The 20,278-nt window shown below is 43.7% G+C and carries 17 protein-coding genes, 2 tRNA genes and 1 pseudogene; 7 read left to right on the top strand and 13 right to left on the bottom strand.

Annotated elements, in window-relative coordinates:
• Positions 1-404: 404 nt before the first annotated feature.
• The 3 genes from R4I06_RS02235 to def all read right to left on the bottom strand — a co-directional run bounded on the left by R4I06_RS02235 (position 405) and on the right by def (position 2,801).
• Entirely contained in the window at positions 405-1,331 is a 927-nt protein-coding gene (locus R4I06_RS02235) for a patatin-like phospholipase family protein (RefSeq protein WP_334413891.1), read from the bottom strand.
• A gap of 110 nt (positions 1,332-1,441) precedes the next feature.
• Entirely contained in the window at positions 1,442-2,083 is a 642-nt protein-coding gene (locus R4I06_RS02230; RefSeq protein ID WP_334413890.1) for an alpha/beta hydrolase, read from the bottom strand.
• Between the two features lie 127 nt (positions 2,084-2,210).
• Complete coding sequence (gene def, locus R4I06_RS02225) at positions 2,211-2,801, bottom strand: peptide deformylase (protein ID WP_334413889.1); 591 nt, start codon at positions 2,799-2,801, stop codon at positions 2,211-2,213.
• A gap of 274 nt (positions 2,802-3,075) precedes the next feature.
• Here def and R4I06_RS02220 point away from each other — a divergent pair, with 274 nt between their 5' ends.
• Both R4I06_RS02220 and R4I06_RS02215 read left to right on the top strand, forming a co-directional pair.
• Positions 3,076-4,131 (top strand): quinone-dependent dihydroorotate dehydrogenase, encoded by a 1,056-nt coding sequence (locus R4I06_RS02220; RefSeq protein WP_334413888.1) that lies wholly within the window; start codon positions 3,076-3,078, stop codon positions 4,129-4,131.
• A 106-nt stretch (positions 4,132-4,237) separates the two neighbouring features.
• Entirely contained in the window at positions 4,238-5,044 is an 807-nt protein-coding gene (locus R4I06_RS02215; protein WP_334413887.1) for a type III pantothenate kinase, read from the top strand.
• A gap of 25 nt (positions 5,045-5,069) precedes the next feature.
• On the opposite strand, the gene R4I06_RS02210 is transcribed toward R4I06_RS02215, so the two are convergent.
• Positions 5,070-5,579, bottom strand: coding sequence for a Na+/H+ antiporter subunit E (locus tag R4I06_RS02210; RefSeq protein WP_334413886.1), 510 nt, complete (start codon positions 5,577-5,579; stop codon positions 5,070-5,072).
• 215 nt (positions 5,580-5,794) lie between these two features.
• Between R4I06_RS02210 and R4I06_RS02205 the strand changes: the two genes are divergently transcribed.
• From R4I06_RS02205 to R4I06_RS02185, 5 genes and pseudogenes are all read left to right on the top strand, one after another.
• Positions 5,795-6,934: an aminotransferase class I/II-fold pyridoxal phosphate-dependent enzyme gene (locus R4I06_RS02205; RefSeq protein ID WP_334413884.1), complete on the top strand. Its 1,140-nt coding sequence runs from the start codon at positions 5,795-5,797 to the stop codon at positions 6,932-6,934.
• A 136-nt stretch (positions 6,935-7,070) separates the two neighbouring features.
• Positions 7,071-7,144 (top strand) — tRNA-Arg (locus tag R4I06_RS02200).
• A gap of 27 nt (positions 7,145-7,171) precedes the next feature.
• Positions 7,172-7,618, top strand: coding sequence for a DedA family protein (locus R4I06_RS02195; RefSeq protein ID WP_334413882.1), 447 nt, complete (start codon positions 7,172-7,174; stop codon positions 7,616-7,618).
• Between the two features lie 141 nt (positions 7,619-7,759).
• A complete protein-coding gene (locus R4I06_RS02190; protein ID WP_334413881.1) occupies positions 7,760-8,401 on the top strand; it encodes a ribonuclease HII in 642 nt (213 codons plus the stop codon).
• A gap of 104 nt (positions 8,402-8,505) precedes the next feature.
• Positions 8,506-8,718, top strand: a pseudogene (locus R4I06_RS02185) (ribonuclease HII); the annotation flags it as partial.
• 28 nt (positions 8,719-8,746) lie between these two features.
• Here R4I06_RS02185 and rpoC read toward each other — a convergent pair.
• The 9 genes from rpoC to R4I06_RS02140 form a co-directional block, all read right to left on the bottom strand.
• Positions 8,747-13,003: a DNA-directed RNA polymerase subunit beta' gene (gene rpoC, locus R4I06_RS02180; protein ID WP_334413880.1), complete on the bottom strand. Its 4,257-nt coding sequence runs from the start codon at positions 13,001-13,003 to the stop codon at positions 8,747-8,749.
• A 15-nt stretch (positions 13,004-13,018) separates the two neighbouring features.
• The gene (rpoB, locus tag R4I06_RS02175; RefSeq protein ID WP_334413879.1) at positions 13,019-17,143 is read right to left on the bottom strand and encodes a DNA-directed RNA polymerase subunit beta; all 4,125 of its coding nucleotides are present in this window, start codon (positions 17,141-17,143) and stop codon (positions 13,019-13,021) included.
• A gap of 45 nt (positions 17,144-17,188) precedes the next feature.
• A complete protein-coding gene (gene rplL / locus R4I06_RS02170; protein WP_334413878.1) occupies positions 17,189-17,593 on the bottom strand; it encodes a 50S ribosomal protein L7/L12 in 405 nt (134 codons plus the stop codon).
• A gap of 118 nt (positions 17,594-17,711) precedes the next feature.
• A complete protein-coding gene (rplJ, locus tag R4I06_RS02165) occupies positions 17,712-18,206 on the bottom strand; it encodes a 50S ribosomal protein L10 (RefSeq protein WP_334413877.1) in 495 nt (164 codons plus the stop codon).
• A 36-nt stretch (positions 18,207-18,242) separates the two neighbouring features.
• Positions 18,243-18,893, bottom strand: coding sequence for a 50S ribosomal protein L1 (rplA, locus tag R4I06_RS02160; RefSeq protein WP_334413876.1), 651 nt, complete (start codon positions 18,891-18,893; stop codon positions 18,243-18,245).
• Between the two features lie 14 nt (positions 18,894-18,907).
• Positions 18,908-19,354, bottom strand: a complete 447-nt coding sequence (rplK, locus tag R4I06_RS02155; RefSeq protein WP_334413875.1) for a 50S ribosomal protein L11 — start codon at positions 19,352-19,354, stop codon at positions 18,908-18,910.
• A gap of 2 nt (positions 19,355-19,356) precedes the next feature.
• Positions 19,357-19,917, bottom strand: a complete 561-nt coding sequence (gene nusG, locus R4I06_RS02150; RefSeq protein WP_334413873.1) for a transcription termination/antitermination protein NusG — start codon at positions 19,915-19,917, stop codon at positions 19,357-19,359.
• On the bottom strand, positions 19,907-20,110 hold the full coding sequence (gene secE, locus R4I06_RS02145; protein WP_334413872.1) for a preprotein translocase subunit SecE: 204 nt from the start codon (positions 20,108-20,110) through the stop codon (positions 19,907-19,909). The genes nusG and secE overlap by 11 nt, the downstream gene beginning before the upstream one ends.
• 19 nt (positions 20,111-20,129) lie before the next feature.
• Positions 20,130-20,203: transfer RNA gene (locus R4I06_RS02140), tRNA-Trp, on the bottom strand.
• Positions 20,204-20,278 lie beyond the last annotated feature (75 nt).

Below are 20,278 nucleotides of genomic sequence, written 5' to 3'. Positions count from 1 at the left end.
CGAAGGCACATGAAGGAGCGGAGATAGTAGAGATACGCTCTATATCTACTACCTCAGCTATGATTCTAACAGTGAAAAGCCCCTTCACCAACAATAGTACACCTGCAGCTAAAGCATTCTAGAAACACGTGTACATCCAGCGCAGCCGGTGTTGCCAGACGAAAATTCCTGGCCTCTAAGCCACCTATTCCTGACCATTTCCACAAATCTCTCTATCCTACGATATTTTGCAATGACCCTGTCTGCATCATCGCAAAGCGCCTTAATATTTCTTGCAGTGGCATCCGTGAAGTCGTGGCTAGCTTTCCTTAGCTCTCCAGTGATCCCTCCCCTCTTTCCTTTAGGCGTCCGTAGGTTCTAGAAACACATGTATCACCATCAACGATAATGAGCATATACCTAGCCTACCTTTTTCTGACCATTGCCACGAATCTCTCTATTCCACTGATATTTTCCGCAATGATCCTGTCTGCATCATCGCAAAGCGCCTTAATATTTCTTGCAGTGGCATCCGTGAAGTCGTGGCTAGCTTTCCTTAGCTCTCCAGTGATCCTGATGTATTTTTCATCCCCTACCATCCTGTTCATCTGATAGTCAACAGTTTCCATGCCCGCATCCAGAAAAATTTGAGCCACATTCTGAGCCCAAAATATCAGATTGTCCTTGATTTCCATGTGTTGATGTCGTGGATCACCAGATCCTATGGACAAAAAGCAAACATCCTCACCCTTATACAAGAAATCCGCTGCTGCAGCCCCGCAAACAGCAGGATTATTGGCAACAAGGCCGCTATCCACCAAAATACAGCGTTCCCCATTGATAGCTACCTTTTTTGGGGGAAAAATTGTTGGTGCCGCAGATGCTGCTCGCAGTACATCCACTATGTGTAGCGCCTTATACTTATCTACCCAATTCCGCATAATGTGCGCTTCTTGCATGCGTACATCGTATGTGGGTGACATAAACTTAGCAGGGATGTCTCCCATTGTGCTCTTCCCGAAAAATAGTCTCAGTGCTTTTTCTAAATTGTTGGGGGAAATTCTTGATCCGCAAACTACCGAGAGTACTTTCTTGACTGCAGATGTAGAAAAAATCTTTGGTCCAAATTTGTGGAAAAACCCTAAAATATCGGAAGCTGTATATTTAAATCCCCCCTTATCATCTCTAAATGCAAGTCCTGCAACTATTATGGACCCAACCGAACTGCCCACAAATAGGTCGAATACCTCACCTAAAGGCCTGTTTATCCGTTTTTCTATTTCGCATAAAACCTTTGCTGCTATTACTCCCCTAATTCCACCACCATCAACAGAAAGAACATACTTAGTCACGATTTAACCTCTACAATTTATGCACAGCAGAATATGCCTAACAGTACACCTACAAGCTACGCAACGGGGCGCAGATGATGTACTTACATAGCCTAGTATATATTTTAAAGTTAATTTCTAAGACGTTCCTTAATGAACTGTGACCCTATTTCGAGCCCCTCGTTGTTTATTCTGTGGTCCAGCCCATGCATTGCATGATCAGCTACAGGTACGCCATTTTCTTTCAAAAAAGCTACACTCTCTTCAAAATACGAGAAAGGAATCACTTCATCCGACCTGCCATGCATGACACATATGTCGGGTTTGGAGACCATCCTGGTTTTTAGCAGATGCGGAAACGGTATCGCACCAGAATAAGCAACTACTGCAGCACACTTCTTTGCCCTACTTAATCCAATGTATATCGCTAACATTGCCCCTTGGGAAAACCCCACTAGGGAAAGTTTATCATCACCAATGCGCAGCTCTTCCAGTTGTGTATCGATGAATTTACTTACAATCTCAGCATGCTCTATAATCTCAATGAAAGCGGTCTTCTCATCCATGTTCCGGACGCTATCAGAAAACCATGTATACCCAGTGCCATACGCTTTCGGTGCATGTGGAGCAACAAACTTAGCACTAGGGAGTTTTTTTGACATGCCAGTTGCTAAAGTCATCATGTTATCTCCACTAGCTCCCCTGCCATGCAGCATAACTACAAGGCTATCCGCCAAATTCCCTGCGAAAAAAGTTGGTCCACTGAGCATCATAACAACTCTCTTTTCCTGACACATCGTAAAGTCTCAGTGATTATAACTCCTATGACAACATAATGCCAGCAGCATTGTGTGACCCTACTGTCAAACTCTATGCTTCATTCGTTGCGACGCATTTGGACTAATAACTGTGCTTCCCTACTACTAGTATGCACACCGAGCTACAATCCTCTTCTGAAACGCTGTTGACGCTGTAATTCCGGATATTATCTACAACATTTGCTAGGAGGACACCTTCCAAGTGATCCATTTCGTGCTGTATGCACCTCGCAAGCCAATTATATGTTCTTATTGTGCACTCATTGCCTGAAAGATCACTGTATTTTAGGTCTACACTTCCGGGTCTGTTTATGGCTATTAACCCATAAGACTGCGTAGATAAGCATCCTTCAAACATCTGAACATTGTCCCCTGAGGAACTAACGATTTTGGGATTTATGCACACTAAGCTTTTTCCTTCAACTGTGTGACATCCAGAAATAACTTTAATATCCTTTGATAGGTCAAATACCTCGGATGACATATTTATAACAAAAACTCTTATCGAGTATCCTAATTGTACGGCTGACAGCCCTATTGTGTCTCCTCTCTCAACAATTTTAAGCATGTCATCCACAATGTCCCTGGTCGTACCATCAACTTTTTCCACAGGCGATGATTTTGTGTGCAATATCCTAAGTTCGTGCTTATTGTTTACAGATAAAATCCGCATATCTATCTCTTATCAGATCAATAATTTACCCCTCTGGGCCTACATGGAAAAAACGGGCACCTCCCACACCACGAATCGCAATCAAGAGGGAAATGTTCGAAAGTCTACCTCTCGGCAACTTTCACATATATATATTGTTAGTATACTATACGTTATATATGTACACGTTAATTCTTGTTGTTCACTGCAGACATGTGGGTACAACGTGTGATTTTGGAATTTTGCAGAGGATATGCTATACTACCCGAAGCGTTTTGCACTGGTTTATCTATAGATGTTGCTTCATAGGCTCTTGAATCCCACTTTCTTGGTACCTCCAGAACTAGCGCATAGGTTAGCGATATTCTCACTTAAACAGGGTTTATACCAAAGTACGAGCAAGAAATTACCTGACTGCTTGGGTACGACTCCGCTAAATTTTAGGGTGAGAACGCCTATAGGCCTGGCTGCTGGGTTTGATAAGAACGCTGAAGTTATCGGCCCAATAATGTCTCTTGGGTTTGGGTTCGTTGAGGTTGGAACCGTGACAAGGATTCCGCAGTATGGAAACAGAAAGCCTCGTCTCTTCAGAATCATTGATAAAAACGCGGTAATAAATTGCCTTGGATTTAACAATAAAGGCATAAAATATTTGCTGAAAAAAGTGGACGTCAAAGACTTAAACAATTTGGCTTTCGGAATAAATGTGGGCCTCAATAAAGGATGCAAAAACCCCGCAGAAGAGTTCGCAGAATTAGTGAAAACCGTATATGGCGTTTCAAAATATATAACTATCAATATATCTTCGCCCAACACAGAGGGATTAAGGAGTCTTCAGCGCAATAGGGAAAATTTAAATGCAATACTAGAATCCGTAAAGCACGCTAGGCGCTCTGCAGACCATGCAGAATCCGTACCAATCTTACTAAAGATAGATCCTGATATAAGTGATGAAACAAAGCAGGACATAGTTGATGCGGTAATAGGACACAAGATAAACGGCATAATTGTTGGTAATACCAGCACAAACTTCTCCTTGCTGGGAAAAAGAGAACTGCCCTGCAAGCATGGCGGAGTAAGCGGTGAGCCATTATTTGATCTATCAACTAGAGTATTGTCTGAAATATACTCTCTGGTAGGAGATAGAGTAGTACTCGTGGGATGTGGAGGTGTTAGCACCGGCGCGCAGGCTTTGCAAAAAATAAAGTCTGGTGCTTCACTGGTACAGCTTTATACTGCCATGGTCTACAAAGGTTTTGGCATAGTAAATAAGATAAATTTAGAACTTGCAGAGCTGCTGACGCGTGAGGGATTCTCAAAGGTGGAACAAGCCGTTGGAATTGATGTGTAGAAGGCTAACTAGGTTTGGCAATGGAACTTTGTAAAAACATGCTTCCGAAGCTTTGTGATGTGCCTGGCTCATTAAGCACTACTGAATATGCTTGGTATGAGTGCATATGAAACCAGACGAAATAATAATTGCCGTAGATGCAGGAAATACAAACATCAAGTTTGCGGTGTATTCAAACAATGAGATAATCCAAACTTGGACAATGTCAGTATGTCGTGAGCGGTCTCCAGCTGAGTATTTCTCTATACTTCAATCTTTGTCTGCTGCCGCTGGTATTGATATAAGTGCGGTTGCCGGGGTAATCGTGTCCAGCGTTGTTCCATATATCAATCCCGCAATAACGATGTTATTCAAGAACTTCTTTGGAATCACGCCCTTATTTATAACTGGAACATCCGCAGGTTTGTTCGGTATCAACGTACGTTTAGCACAACATGCCATAGGGACGGACAGGCTGGCAGATTTGGTTGCAGCACGCACCATTTGGCCTAGTAGAAATCTACTAGTAATAGGAATGGGTACCGTCACGGTATTTAATCTTTTAACAAAAGACGGAGACCTATATGGGCAAGTCCTCGCCCCTGGCTTGACTTGTATAGCACAAAGTATGAGAACATGTACTGCACTTTTACCAGAAGTGTGCGTGTGTAATGATGATATGGACACTGTGGTGCGAAATTCTACAGAATCTGCGGTACAGTCTGGAGTGTACTGGGGATATAAATCCATGATAAGTGGCATAGTTGAACAAATAAACCTGGAGGAGCAGGACAAATCTTTGTATGTAGTGGCAACTGGGGGCGGATCCAACGTGCTCCGTGATTGCAATGCTATAGATCACATAGACCCATCTCTCACACTGCGTGGCATACTACAGATCTATTTGCAACTCAAAAAGGGACCTCATCATTAGATACTGGGCTATTGTTGCACGGAAATCATTCAAAAATTTCACAAATCTTGTTGTCTATTTGCGTTACTCCATGAAGAAGTTCTTTATCGAACGCAAGCACCTTAACTTTCTTGCTATCGCGAGTAACACACATTCCTACCGTACCCGGAGTCATTGTTATTGAGGCTATAAGCATAAATTCCCCTATTCCACTGAGCTGCTTTGTGCCTATCGCCGCCGTTACAGGCTTTTCGGTACCCGAAGATACGGTAGCGCGCAAGATCTTCTTTATCACATACACTGTTGACAACGCTACCTGGGTGATTAACCACAAACCGTAGACCACGAAGCCTTTTGTTAGCGCAAAAAACCCAGCCTCAGTGGAAGGAAACCCAACGTACTCATCATCGTCAATCCCATTTCTGAACTTTTCAGATATCCACAAGGTTATTGTTGAGCATACACAACCCGCAATGAGAAAAAATAGGTCCATATGCCCAGATAGCACCACCCATAGCATCATCATAGTTACAAATGTGAAGACCCTTTTTTTCACCGCAACCCCCCTTTTATGTAGTACGTAACACAAAGAACGTATATGTGCAGCATTGTAAGTACGCAAATATTGTTTATGCAAATATATTACGCTAACATATAGCCCTAAGTTAACATCATGGCCACTGGTTGTTGGTACACAAAGGTTGATGCACCGCTTTCGCTGTACTGTGGTGTTTGCGGGGGGGGGCTGTAATTAGACGTGGGAATTTTGTAGTGTTGGATGATATACTGAAAAAGAGGCTCTTACACATAGAGAGCAAGGGCCTGCTAAGAAAGCTGCGTAGCAGTACATATAGCACGTCAGAATACGGCGACCACAAGGTTATTGTTGGTGGGGAAGAAACCGATGAGCCCCTGACTTGCTTCTCCTGCAATGATTATATGGGTCTTGCCTCAAATGCCCTGGTAAAACAAGCAGCCATTGATGCCATTGAGCGCTATGGAGTGGGCGCTTGCGCTTCTAGACTAATCACTGGAAACCATAGCCTGTACGAGGAACTGGAAAAGAGAATAGCGGAAATCTATGGCACTGAAGCATCGTTGGTGTTTAGCAGTGGATATCTAGCAAATATAGGGGGTATATCCGCGCTGGTTGATCGTCATGACATGATATTGGCGGACAAATACATCCACGCGTCATCTATGGACGGAATAAAGTTATCAGGAGCGAAGTTGTACAGGTTCGCACACAATGATGTTGCACACTGCGAAGAATTGCTCAATGAATACAGAAAGCTACATAAACATTGCCTTATAGTGGTTGAGAATGTGTACGGCATGGACGGTGATGTAGCACCTCTGGATGATCTGATTAAGGTAGCTAAAAAGTATGATTCATGGGTAGCGGTAGACGCGGCACACGGCTTCGGCATGGTTGAAGAAGCTCGCCCAGACATATATATAGGCACGCTGTCAAAAGCAGTTGGATCTCTGGGAGGATACATATGTGCATCTAAAGTGACGATAGAGTACATAATAAACAAGGCTAGAAGCTTCATATACACTACCGCCTTACCTCCTGCCATAGTTGCAGCTGCCACCGCTGCTATAGACTTGTATTTGGCATATAAGGATGTTCCGCTACGTTTAGCAAAAGAATTTTGTCAAATACTCGGGCTGCGTGCACCACAAAGCCATATAGTATCCTTGATAATGAGGGATTCACAAAGTGCACTTGACGCGGAACGTACTTTAGCAAAGCGTGGGATTTTGGCTGTTGCAATACGTCCCCCAACCGTACCTACTCCAAGATTGAGATTCGTATTTACCGCAGCACACAAGTTGATAGACATACATAGGCTTTGCAATGTGCTACGCCAGGATAGCATACTTGAGAACAGTGTACTTGCCTAAGACTATTCTAATTTTCTTGCAATTTTTTATTTGTGTTCAACGGCTTGTGTAAAACGCTCTGATGCAGAAAATGTTAGTTGTCCTGTGTGAGAAGATTGTGTAGAGTGTTTCTGTTGAACGAGTTTCAACACATTCAGGGGCCGTAGCTCAGTAGGATAGAGCATTAGATTCCTAATCTGAGGGTCGTGCGTTCGAATCGCACCGGTCCCACAGTTTCGTTCTGTTAGAGTTTATATTGTGAGTACGTATAGCGTTCTAGAAGTATATCTATTGTTGTTGACTGACAGTTTTGTTGCATCTCTCATTTTACCGCTAAACAAAGTAAGTGTGTTCACTGCGATGTGTTACTTTGGTACATACAGCTTGCCACTGTCCGTCGTAACAGCATCGCTAGGCGCATCACTGGGAAGTTACATAAACTGGTTTTTAGGAAAGCTGGTGTACCAAGCAAGGATAGAGTATCAGAGCAGGGCAAGAGGCCTTACACAGACCGGGAAAAACTTTAGCAACAAGTTCGTTGCGGCGTTGCTTATACTAGCAATTTCGTCCTCTTGGATATATCTGGTAGGTGCAATCATTAACGTACTATGCGGATATTTTAGGCTGAGAGCGATGCACGTGTACTTCGCTGCGCTTCTTTCTTACTTCTCGTACTTTTTATACACAGCAATCACATGCTCTTAGACAGTGGACCACTTTGGTAGTTTTAACTTCCTAGCAACAATCCTGCAGTTGTGGGTTATCTTTCATTCTATAAGTGCTTGCACTGCCTAAGTTATGGAGTAAAATCCATTACTACCCAGCCCCATTATTATGTATTCTTCTATGCCTAGTTTTCTAATTGAGGACCAACTTAGTCCCTCGGAAAATTCTATAGTAGTTGGAATTGATGAAGTCGGATATGGAGCTATAGCAGGACCTGTAGTCGCCGCTGCCGTGTATATACACAATAGAGAATTAGCATACATAGGTGAGATAAAAGATTCTAAAAAGTTATCCCCTAAAAAACGAATCTCCTTATATGCAGAGATCACAAGATCTGCAGCATACGGCATAGGATACGCAAGCGTGGAGGAGATAGAGGAGTACAACATATTGGTAGCTTCGCATATAGCGATGCGTAGAGCACTAGTTGATTTAGATCTCCAACCCGACCTGGTGCTTGTAGATGGAATAAGGTCTCCAGACCTGCAGTGGCCGTGCGAAACAATAGTGAGCGGCGATGATATAAGCACGACCATAGCCGCAGCATCAATTGTGGCAAAAGTTACAAGAGACAGAATGATGTCGGAACTAGGCGAGCAGCATCCAGAATACTCGTGGAGCAAAAACAAAGGTTACGGCACTAAAGAACATATCCTTTCTGTACGCCTGCATGGAGAAACACCTCATCACAGGCGCACGTTCGCCCCACTTAAGGCAAACAAACCCGAGAAAAAGGAAGACGAATACACGCACATCCTCTGAACCGTTACTCCATACTTTAAAGCAGCTATTAGTAGTCTACGACTGCACCACCACTTAATTCATCCCCTGAACAATAATTAGAAGACGCATTATCCACTGTATAGATCGTAGCAAAAGTTACAAGAGACAGAATGATGTCGGAACTAGGCGAGCAGCACCCAGAATACTCGTGGAACAAAAACAAAGGTTACGGCACTAAAGAACGTATCCTTTCTGTACGCTTGCATGGAGAAACACCTCATCACAGGCGCACGTTCGCCCCACTTAAGGCAAACAAACCCGAGAAAAAGGAAGACGAATACACGCACATCCTCTGAACCGTTACTCCATACTTTAAAGCAGCTATTAGTAGTCTACGACTGCACCACCACTTAATTCATCCCCTGAACAATAATTATGCGATCCACCATCAGCAGCATTCTCATCTTCCATGATTGATGCCACACCACAATCGCCCATTATTTCTCGAAGTTCGCTATTGTAGTAAGTGAGATAATCACTCCTATCGAGCATGGATAACTTCTTAATTTTGTTCATTATGAACCCTGTACCCGCAGGTATAAGCCTACCAACAATGACATTTTCCTTCAGACCGTATAGAGAGTCCTCTTTTCCGGAAAAAGCAGCCTCAGTAAGAACCTTGGTAGTCTCTTGGAATGAAGCCGCAGAAATAAATGAGCCGGTATCAAGGCTCGCCTTAGTTATACCCTGAAGAATTGGAATATAGGACACAGACTTCTTGCCCGCTTCCTCAAGCTTCTTGTTCAGCCTCACTACCTCTTCCTTCCCTATGTACTCACCCACAAGGTACATGGTGTCACCCGGATCGGTAACCTCCACTTTCTGTAGCATCTGCCTCAGTATGACCTCTATGTGTTTGTTATCTATCTTAACACCCTGCAACCTGTAAACCTGCTGTATCTCAGATATCATGTAGCTAGCCAAAGCTTCAGTACCCAATACCCTCAGTATGTCATGCTGATCAGGATCCCCATCCATTAGAAGATCACCCTTGTGCACAAAGTCACCCTCATTCACTATCGTGTGCTTACCCTTGGGAACAAGATACTCAACAGAAGGCAAACTCTTATCCACAGGTCTTATAAATATACGCCTCTTTGAACGGTAATAGTCCTTGCCAAACTCGACATACCCGTCCACATCACTAACTATCGCATGCTCTTTCGGACGACGCGCTTCAAATAACTCGATAACTCTAGGTAACCCCCCGGTTATATCCCTAGTCTTTATGGACTCCCTAGGTATCCTGGTAATAACATCCCCAGCATGCACCCTCTGACCATCCTGCACATTCAAAACGGCGCCAATAGGCACGAAATAGCTAGCATCTAAATCATTCGATAGGGTAACTACCGCCCCATTGTCGTCTACCAGCACCAGTCTAGGACGCAAACTTGCACCCTGAAGATGCAGCTTCCAGTCGATTACTACCCTGTTCGATATACCAGTGGATTCATCGAATACCTCATTAATGGAAACCCCATAAATAAGGTCAACATATTTTATTGTACCTGTCTTTTCCGTGATTATTGGTATGGTATACGGATCCCACTCCGCCATTTTTTCCATCATCTTCACCGATTGCCCGTCTACCACGTACAATCTCGCACCATAAGGCACGCTGTGCCTCATCTTCTCATTTCCTACAGCATCCAGTAGCACCACTTCACACGATCTACTCATAACTATCTGGTTGCCGTACTTATCAGTAACTACATTGCTGTTACATAGCTTGACGGTGGCATCCATCAACGCTATCAGATTCGAAACTTCTACCCCTCTCATAGCCGTTCCACCGACGTGGAACGTTCTCATGGTAAGCTGAGTACCTGGTTCACCCACAGATTGAGCCGCTATGACACCAACAGCCTCTCCTATCGAGACCAAATTTCCTACAGCAAGATCTCTTCCGTAACAAAGCGCACATATGCCTTTCCTGGATTCACAAGTCAACGGAGACCTAACCTTAATCGCATCCAGCCCAGCAACTTTGATCCTATCAACCTTTCCTTCATCAATTAACTCACCAGCACTGAATAAAAGTTCTTCAGTAACCGGATTATAGGTGTCTACCGCAGCAACCCTACCTAGGACTACGCTGTAGAGCGTAGCAACAACCGCTCCACCTTCTATAACTGCACGAACCACTATCCCGCCACTTGTACCGCAATCATATTCAACCACCGTGCAGTCCTGCGCAACGTCAACAAGCCTACGAGTAAGGTACCCAGAGTTTGCAGTCTTCAACGCAGTATCTGCAAGCCCCTTACGCGCTCCGTGCGTCGAATTAAAGTATTCAAAAACGCTTAGCCCCTCCCTAAAATTAGAGATGATAGGCGTTTCAATAATTTCACCAGAAGGTTTAGCCATCAAACCTCTCATACCCGCAAGCTGCTTCATCTGCGACGCAGAACCTCTCGCCCCAGAATGCGCCATCATGTATATAGAATTGAACTTTCCTTGCTCATCACATAGCGATATCGCTTTCATCATATCTCGCGCTATCAGGTCGGTACATTTCGACCACTCATCTACGACCTTATTGTAACGCTCACTCTTAGTTATAAGACCATCTTGATATTGGACAGAAAATTCTTTTATCTTCTCACTAGCATCTTCAACGTGTTTAGCCTTGGTATCGGGAATAATCATATCCTTACACCCAAGAGAAATTCCGGACTGAGACGCATATTTGAAGCCCAGACCCATAAGCTTATCAGAAAACTCAACGGTCTCCTTCTGCCCACAACTTCTATAGACAAGATCCACTATAGAAGCAATCTCCTTTACCGTCAGAACCTGATTTACCAGGTCAAATGTCAAATCCTTATGCTCTGGGAATATTTGCCACAGTATTAATCTACCAGGAGTAGTATCTATTATCTTGCCCGATGCAGAACCAGATCTAGCACACACCGGCATCCTGTATTTTATTCTGGAACAAGTACCCACCACACCAGCGTGCAAAGCGTGCTCTACGTAGCTAAACTCGGCAAACGACTGCACCTCATCATCGGGTATGTCACCCTCCTGTAAAGTGAGATAGTATATGCCCAGCACTATATCCTTTGACGGAACTATTATAGGACGGCCATTGGAAGGACTTAAAATGTTATTGGTAGACATCATAAGTACCCTTGCCTCAAGTTGCGCTTCGAGAGATAAAGGAACGTGCACCGCCATCTGGTCACCGTCGAAGTCCGCATTGAATGCGCTACAAACAAGAGGATGCAACTGTATAGCCTTGCCCTCTATCAACACAGGATCGAACGCTTGCAATCCCAATCTGTGAAGAGTCGGAGCCCTGTTTAGCAATATAGGATGCTCTCTTATGACTTCATCTAAAACATCCCAAACTTCAGACTTTTCACTCTGAATCATTTTGTTCGCCAGCTTCACAGTGGGCGCTATCCCGTACATCTTTAGCTTTGAACAAATAAACGGCTTGAATAACTCAAGCGCCATCTTCTTTGGCAAACCACACTGATTAAGTTTCAGCCCAGGACCAACGACTATTACAGACCTACCAGAATAGTCGACCCTCTTACCCAGAAGATTCTGCCTGAACCTACCCTGCTTACCCTTCAGCATATCGCTCAGAGACTTCTTGTACCCCATGCCTCCAGATCTGTTAGAAACGTAACTGCGTCTACTGCTATCAAAAAGCGCATCCACCGCTTCTTGTAACATACGCTTTTCATTACGAATCATAATTGTGGGAGGATTCAACTTCAGCAGTTTCTCCAGCCTGTTATTACGATTTATTATAGTCCTGTAGTGGTGATTCAAATCAGACACTGCAGGTCTACCATTTTCCAGAGATACCAATGGACGGAGATCTGGTGGAAGGACAGGTATTACAGTGAGAATCATCCATTCTGGCCTGTTTCCGGACCTAATAAAGTTCTCAATAATACGCAGTCTCTTAACTACCTTCTTTCTCTTCATCTCAGATGAAGTACTCTCTAATTCACTCCTAAGCCCCGCTCTAATAGCCTCAAGATCCAGCCGAGCAAGCATCTCCCTGATAGCCTCAGCACCTGTAAGTGCGAAAAACCCATCTTCACCGTAAGCGTCCCTAGCCTGATTGTACACGCTTTCACTTATAACCTCACCACGAGAAAACGGAGTAGCTATGGGATCAATTACAACGAAGTCTCCACTATACAAGATGCTCTCTATGGACTTTAATGGCATATCAAGCAGCGCGCCTATGCGCGAAGGAAGGGACTTTAAAAACCAAACGTGTGCGACCGGAGAGATAAGCTCTATGTGCCCCATCCTCTCTCTTCTAACTTTTGAAGACGTAACCTCTACGCCACACTTCTCACATACTATGCCTCTGTACCGCTTTTTCCTGTACTTACCGCACAAACACTCATCATCATTTACAGGTCCGAAGATCTTTGGGCAAAATAATCCACCCTTCTCAACTTTGAAGGTACGATAGTTAGTAGTAGAAATGTCCTTTATCTCGCCATAAGACATGGCTCTTATGCTTTCAGCACTAGCTATAGATATGCAAATCTTATCAAACGATTGCGCTATACTTGTATAGCCATACAAATCCAACATCTTCATAACTGTAAATCCCTACTAAACTTCGCTATTAGTAAATTCTTTGTCTTGCTTCAGCACAACGTTTAAGCATAGAGAACGCAACTCCTTAACCATAACATTAAATGACTCAGGTATCCCACACTCAAAATTGCTATCACCCTTGATTATAGATTCATATATCCTCACCCTACCCACGATATCATCAGACTTCACAGTAAGCATTTCTTGCAGAGTATAGGCTGCACCATAGGCCTGCAATGCCCAGCACTCCATCTCTCCGAACCTTTGTCCACCAAAGTGGGATTTTCCTCCAAGAGGTTGCTGCGTAACCAGCCCATACGGACCAACAGACCTAGCATGTATCTTATCATCCACTAAATGGTGCAGCTTCAACATGTATATGTATCCAACTGTCACCTTCCGATCAAACTTCTGACCTAAACGGCCATCATAGAGATCCACTTGCCCAGATGGGTCAACGCCAGCTAATTCCAGTAACCTAGAAATTTGCGCATCTCTAGGACCCTCAAACACGGGCGCAGCCATAGGCACACCGTTGCGCAATCTTTCCGCAAATCTCAATAAGTTTTCGTCAGACATGGAAGCTACGTCTTCTGACAGTCTTTGATCCTTATAAATCTCGCACAAAAACTCCCTGACACGCTCTACAACCCCATCACCGCCCTCATCAAGCATTGCAGCAATCTTTTTACCTAAATTGACAGACGCCCAACCCAAGTGAGTTTCCAAAATCTGCCCTATATTCATACGCGAAGGTACACCCAGCGAATTCAGAATAATATCGACCGGAGTACCATCCTCTAGATATGGCATATCTTCAACGGGAACTATCCTGGATATAACACCCTTGTTACCGTGCCTTCCCGCCATTTTATCACCGGGCTGAAGATTGTGCTTAACCGCAACAAACACCTTCACCACAGTAAGCACGCCTTGAGGAAGATCATAGCCATAGTTGAGCTTATCTATTCTCTGTTCAAACTTCGCATGAGCCTCAGAAACGATCTCATCGAACCGCTTCTTCATCTCACCGACTTTCTCAGAAATTCCTGGATCTCCCAACCCAATATTCCACAATTCTTCCCCAGACTTTCCTTCAATATCAGTACCCGAACTAGCACTAGAGCTGCACAACAACTTCTTCAGCTCGTCATAAAAATACTCGCTTACGACATCAATCTCATAATCCCTTTCCTTGACAAAGTTGCTTATCTCACTTTGCTTTATCAAAAGAGATCTGTCGTTCTCTTCCACGCCCCTTCTAACGAACACATGCACATCTATTACAGTGCCCTCAACGTCTGGCGGCAAATACAGAGAAGAGTCAACGCAATCAAATACCTTTTCTCCAAAAATAGTGACCAAAAGCTTGGTTTCAGGCGGAAGTGATACAGGAGGCCTCGGAGTTACCTTACCCACAAGCACACTGCTAGCAGAAACTTCAGCCCCTATGTTGACAATACCCACATCATCCAAGTGACTGAGACTCTCCTCACTAACATCAGGTATTGATCTCATGATTTTCTCAGGACCAAGAGGAGTATCTCTCACCACACATTCAAATTCCTCTATATGAATCGAAGTGAATACATCACGCTTTACAACATCACTTGATATGACAATTGAATCTTCAAAGTTATAACCCTGCCAAGACATGAATGCCACAAGGACATTCTTACCCAGAGCCAATTCACCCTTGTCTATGGCAGAACCGTCAGCTATTACATCATTGGCCTTAACATAGTCACCTATCTTAACAATTGGCTTCTGATTAATACACGTGTTGTGATTCGAACGCTGGAACTTCCTGAGCCTATATATATCCACACCCAAGTATTCATCTTTATCTTTGTCAAACGCCCTTACCACGACGTAGGATCCATCCACCCTATGCACTATACCATCGCGCTTAGCTAACACGACAGCACCAGACCCAGCAGCAACAACGGATTCCATACCCGTTCCCACTAACGGAGCCTCAGCTTTTAGCAAAGGCACAGCTTGCCTCTGCATGTTTGAGCCCATAAGTGCACGGTTAGCATCATTATTCTCCAAGAAAGGTATTAACGATGCAGCGACTGACACTATCTGCTTAGGAGATACATCTATGTAGTTAACATCAGAACTCTTAACCATGACGAAGTTACCGCCACGTCTGCAGTAGAGCATGTCATCCACAAACCTATTATTCTCATCAAGCGCAGCACCCGCGTCGGCGATATTATAGTCGCTCTCCTGCATAGCAAGAAGATACTCCACCTCATCAGTCACTACTCCATCGATAACTTTCCTATACGGACTCTCAATGAATCCGTACTTATTTATCTTTGCATATATGGCAAGACTGCTTATAAGGCCTATATTTTGGCCTTCAGGAGTTTCAATTGGACATATCCTACCATAGTGTGTAGGATGCACGTCTCTAACCTCAAAACCAGCCCTTTCCCTTGTCAGCCCACCAGGACCTAATGCGGATAACCTACGTTTATGAGTAACTTCTGATAACGGATTGGTCTGATCCATAAACTGCGACAATTGCGAAGAACTGAAAAAGTCCTTCAGAACAGTAGCAAGAACCTTCGGATTTACGAAGTCACAAGGCATGGCGTTATCGAAATTTACCGAGGACATGTAGTCCATTATCATACGCTCCAGCCTGAGTATCCCAATCCTGAACTGATTCTCTATAAACTCCCCTACTGACCTCACTCTTCTATTGCCAAGGTGATCAATGTCATCCACAACACCTTCACCGTCACGCAAAAGAACCAGTTTCTTTATTACGTGGATTATATCCTCCTTGGTAAGTACCGTGAGACTTTCATCTATATCTAACTTCAGATGGCTGTTTAACTTTATCCTACCAACAACAGAAAGATCGTATCTTTCTGGATCAAAAAACAGACCCTTGAAGAAAGATTTCACAGCGTCCAAATTAGGCGATTCTCCAGAGCGCAGCACCCTATAGATCTCTAGCAACGCATCTTCCTGCGTTATATTCCTATCTAGAAACAGAGTGTTCAATACGTAAGGACCAACAGTCAAAAAGTCTATATTCAGAAAATCTATCTTACTTACATCAAACAATTCCAGCTTTACAATGTGCTCAGAAGAAACAACCTCCCCAGCAGATATGATGACCGTGCCATTTGCAGGATCTACAAGATCTTGCGCCACAAACATCCCAGCTATGGCTGAAAAAGGAACTAAATATTCCCTCAATCCCTCACTGTACAATTTCTTCGCCAACCTAAGCGTGACTCTGACATTGGCCTTGACCAGAACATTGCCTTCTACGTCAGTTAAATCATATGGCAGCCTTATGCCCTTGAATCTATCTACGATAAACGGTACTTTCCACCCCTTCTCACACCTTTCATATGTGACCTTATCGTAAAAAACATCGAGGATATCGTTATTTGTCATCCCCAGAGCTTTCAACAGGTAGGAAACGGGCAGTTTTCTCTTTTTATCTATTCTAAAATAAATTATGTCTTTTACATCGAACTCAAAGTCCAGCCATGACCCTCTGTAAGGTATTATGCGGGCAGAATATATAAACTTCCCGGAGCTGTAAGTTTTTCCCCTGTCACTATCAAAAAATACACCAGGAGATCTATGCATCTGAGAGACTATAACCCTCTCTATCCCATTTATGATAAAAGTCCCATAAGATGTCATCATTGGCAGCTCACCAATAGACACCTCTTGCTCCTTCATGTACTTCACACTTCTTTCGAGCGTGCTTTCATCTACTATGTATTTAACCTCTTTGAAAGAAACTTCTTGTATCTTCCATACAACAAAACGCAGAACTATTCTTATGGGAACAGAAAACGTTATTCCACGCTTTATACATTCGTACTCATTGTACTGTGGCTCACCTATGTTGTAGCTCACGAACTCAAGTACGGCCCTGCCCAGAGGATCGCATATTGGGAACATTGACTGAAATATTCCCTGCATGCCCCCGCTGCTGTTTTTATCAACGCCTATGAACGCATCGTAAGAATCTCTCTGTATTCTTATCAAATCACTAAGAGAATCGCGAATATCTATTGACTTCGCGTAAGAAAGCCTAGGAACAGCATCAAAATCATTCAGCACATACCCGGGACTAGAACCACCCGCAGAAGACATTAACTCCCTCAAAAACTAACAACCCAAAAATCCAAACCGCTCTTATTACTTTATAGTCACAGTAGCACCAGCATCTTCAAGCTTCTTCTTAACTTCTTCAGCTTCCGCCTTCTTGTACTTCTTGCCTTCCACTAACTCTCTCTGACCTTCTTGCTCAACAAAGTCCTTAGCTTCCTTAAGCCCCAAACTTGTGCACTCCCTAACTGCCTTGATCACAGCAATCTTCTTGTCAGCAGCGTACCCGTCAAACATGACGGCAAACTCTGTCTTTTCAGCTGCAGCATCAGCATCGCTGGCTTGAGATTTCCCTCCCGAAGAAGCCATGGCAGAAAATAGACCCCCCTTAGGAAATCCTAATTTTTCTTCCATCTTATCAACAAGCATAGCAGCGCTACACAAATCTAAAGCACAAATTTTCTCAACTAAAGCGTCTAAATCAACACCACTCATAACACACCCCACTAAATTCCCTTCTCTCCCATATAGCGACCTTTTCCAAACCATCACAACTAGGCAGAACTATATTATCTACGACCGCTCCTTCATCTTTTAAAAATAACGTAACTCGTCACGCCTGAGACTTATTATCTCCCATAGCCTTAATGCACCCCGCAAGTCTCATGGGAACACCATAGGCTATTAGGCACATTATACGCATACGCAACTCTTCCAAAGAAGGTAGGTTGGCCAAAAATGTCACACGATCCGCAGGCAAGACCTGCCCACTGTCATATGCACATACCAAGTTTACCTTTCCAGCCGCAATCTTCTTTATAAATTCAGAAAGCACCTTTGCTAAAGTTATAATGTCATTAGAGTACGCAACAAACACCGCACCACTAAATTTATCCTTCAATTCCTCCTTTCCAGAACCTTCTAGCGCAATGTGCGCTATACTATTCTTCACAACAGAAAGCCCACATCCAGCTAACTTTAGTGTTCTTCTCAAAGTAGAGAAATCAGCAGCATTTACGGACTCAAAATTCGCAACAACTAAGCTACCAAACTCCCTAAATAACCCAGAAACATTAGCCAAATGCCTCTCTTTCTCAACGCGCTTCACCGCAAACCTCTATCTCAAAACTACAGCCATACACAACTAATTAAATCCAGCAATTTTAAACGACTTACCCATAGTAGTGTTTAAAAACACGGCACGGAAAAACGTCCCCTTAACGGTAGAAGATTTCAAAGCCTGAACAGCCGAAACTACCGCCTGAAAATTTTCCTTCAAATCGCTGGGAGAAAATCCTACATCGCCTATCTTTACATGTACTATACCGTACTTATCGGACTTAAACTTCACCTGCCCAGATTTTATAGTACTCACAACTTTGCTCACATCCGTAGTTACAGTACCAAACTTCGGATTAGGCATGAGACCTCTAGGCCCCAATATCTTCGCTATCGCCGAAACTTGAGACATGAAATCGGGAGTAGACACACACCAATCTACGTCAAGCTTGCGCCCCTTCTTTATGTCATCAATTAAATCTTCTTCACCAACTATATCAGCTCCTACAGCAACCGCCTGTTTCGCATATTCTCCCTTAGCGAAAACCGCAACTTTTACCTCTTTACCTAGCCCCTTGGGCAGCACCGCTACACCCCTGATCGACTCGCCAGACTTATTGTCCCCAATGCTCAGCTTTATAGCAACATCAACAGACTCACGAAACTTAGCGGTAGCCTCAGCTATAAGCTTCTCTATGCCATCTTCAAGAGTGTACGAAACACGAGCACCCAACATTACAAAACCTCCCCTCAATCCTCTATAGAGATACCCATGGTCTTGGCTGTGCCAATGACCATCTTAACAACAGAATCTACGTCTGTAGCGCTAGTGTCCCCAATTTTACGCTTCGCAATCTTGACGACCTCTTCCATTTTTATACTACAAACACTCTCCTTCCCAGGATTAGAAGACCCCTTTGCTATACCTGCAGCTTTTTTCAATAGATAGGACACAGGAGAGTCAGATATCGCAAAACTATAACTCTTATCCGCATATATAGAGATTCTTGCTGTAACTAGATCTCCAACCTCGTAGGGAACCCCCTCTGCGCAAGTCGCATCATTGAACTCCTTACAGAACTTAGGCATGGGGATCCCTCTGGGACCAAGCACAGAAGCAACCTTAGGCCCCGGAGAAGCCTTGCCAGCCTCCATAACTAAGTTGATCTTTGAGAGCAAAACAGACCCGCTACTCATAACTACCCCTCTACCTTCTGTACACTACTCAACTTAAACTCAATCTTGGTGAGTCTTCCAAAGATCATGACGCTCACTCCAACAACCTTCTTATCATCGTTCACGTACTCGATCTTACCATTAAAATCCTGGAACAATCCGTCATTGATGACAACGTCATCCCCAACTTCAAATTTAGCAACTTCGCTTTCTGCTTCGCTTTCCAGCCCTTGCCACATTTTGTTTCGCATCGCCTCCATTTCCGCAAGAGGTATGACCTTAGGGACACCAGTATCATCGAGCAAAAAATTAGAGACCTTAGGTATACCACGTACAAAATTCACAGAAGCATCATGCAGCCTCATATGCAAAAAGACATATCCCGGCGACAACTTCTTCTTTACGCGCACCTTCTTGTTATACTTAATCTTGGTGACCTCTTCATAAGGAATAAAAATCTCCTTGAAATCGGAAGAAATGCCTAATCTATCTGCACGCTCCATTATCATGCTGGAAACCTTTTCCTCATTACCTGAAGAAACCTGAATTATACACCACTCGTGCTGGACATCCTCATGATTCATAAATAACCCCAAGCACAATTTTAACAAGCCTCAAGAATACAAAATCCACAAAACTAAACAAGACAGAAGAAGCAATTACTGAGGTAACAACAATAAGAAGAAAAATCAGGACCTCGCCTTTGGTCGCCCACGCAACCTGCGACACCTCCTGCCTCATCTCTTCAAAAAAACACAGCAACCCGTTACCCTTCATAGCAATACCACAACTCCTATGGCAGGAGTGATAGGAATCGAACCCATATCCTCAGTTTTGGAGACTGATGCTCTACCATTGAGCTACACTCCTATCCTACTCTAAACAGAAGCACCCTTTTTTATCCTAAAATCTCAGTGATAATACCAGAACCCACAGTTCTACCTC

The sequence above is a fragment of the Anaplasma bovis genome, from assembly GCF_036903315.1.
In the GTDB taxonomy this organism is placed as follows: Bacteria; Pseudomonadota; Alphaproteobacteria; order Rickettsiales; family Anaplasmataceae; genus Anaplasma; species Anaplasma bovis.
This window is presented reverse-complemented; position numbering and strand designations above follow the sequence as displayed.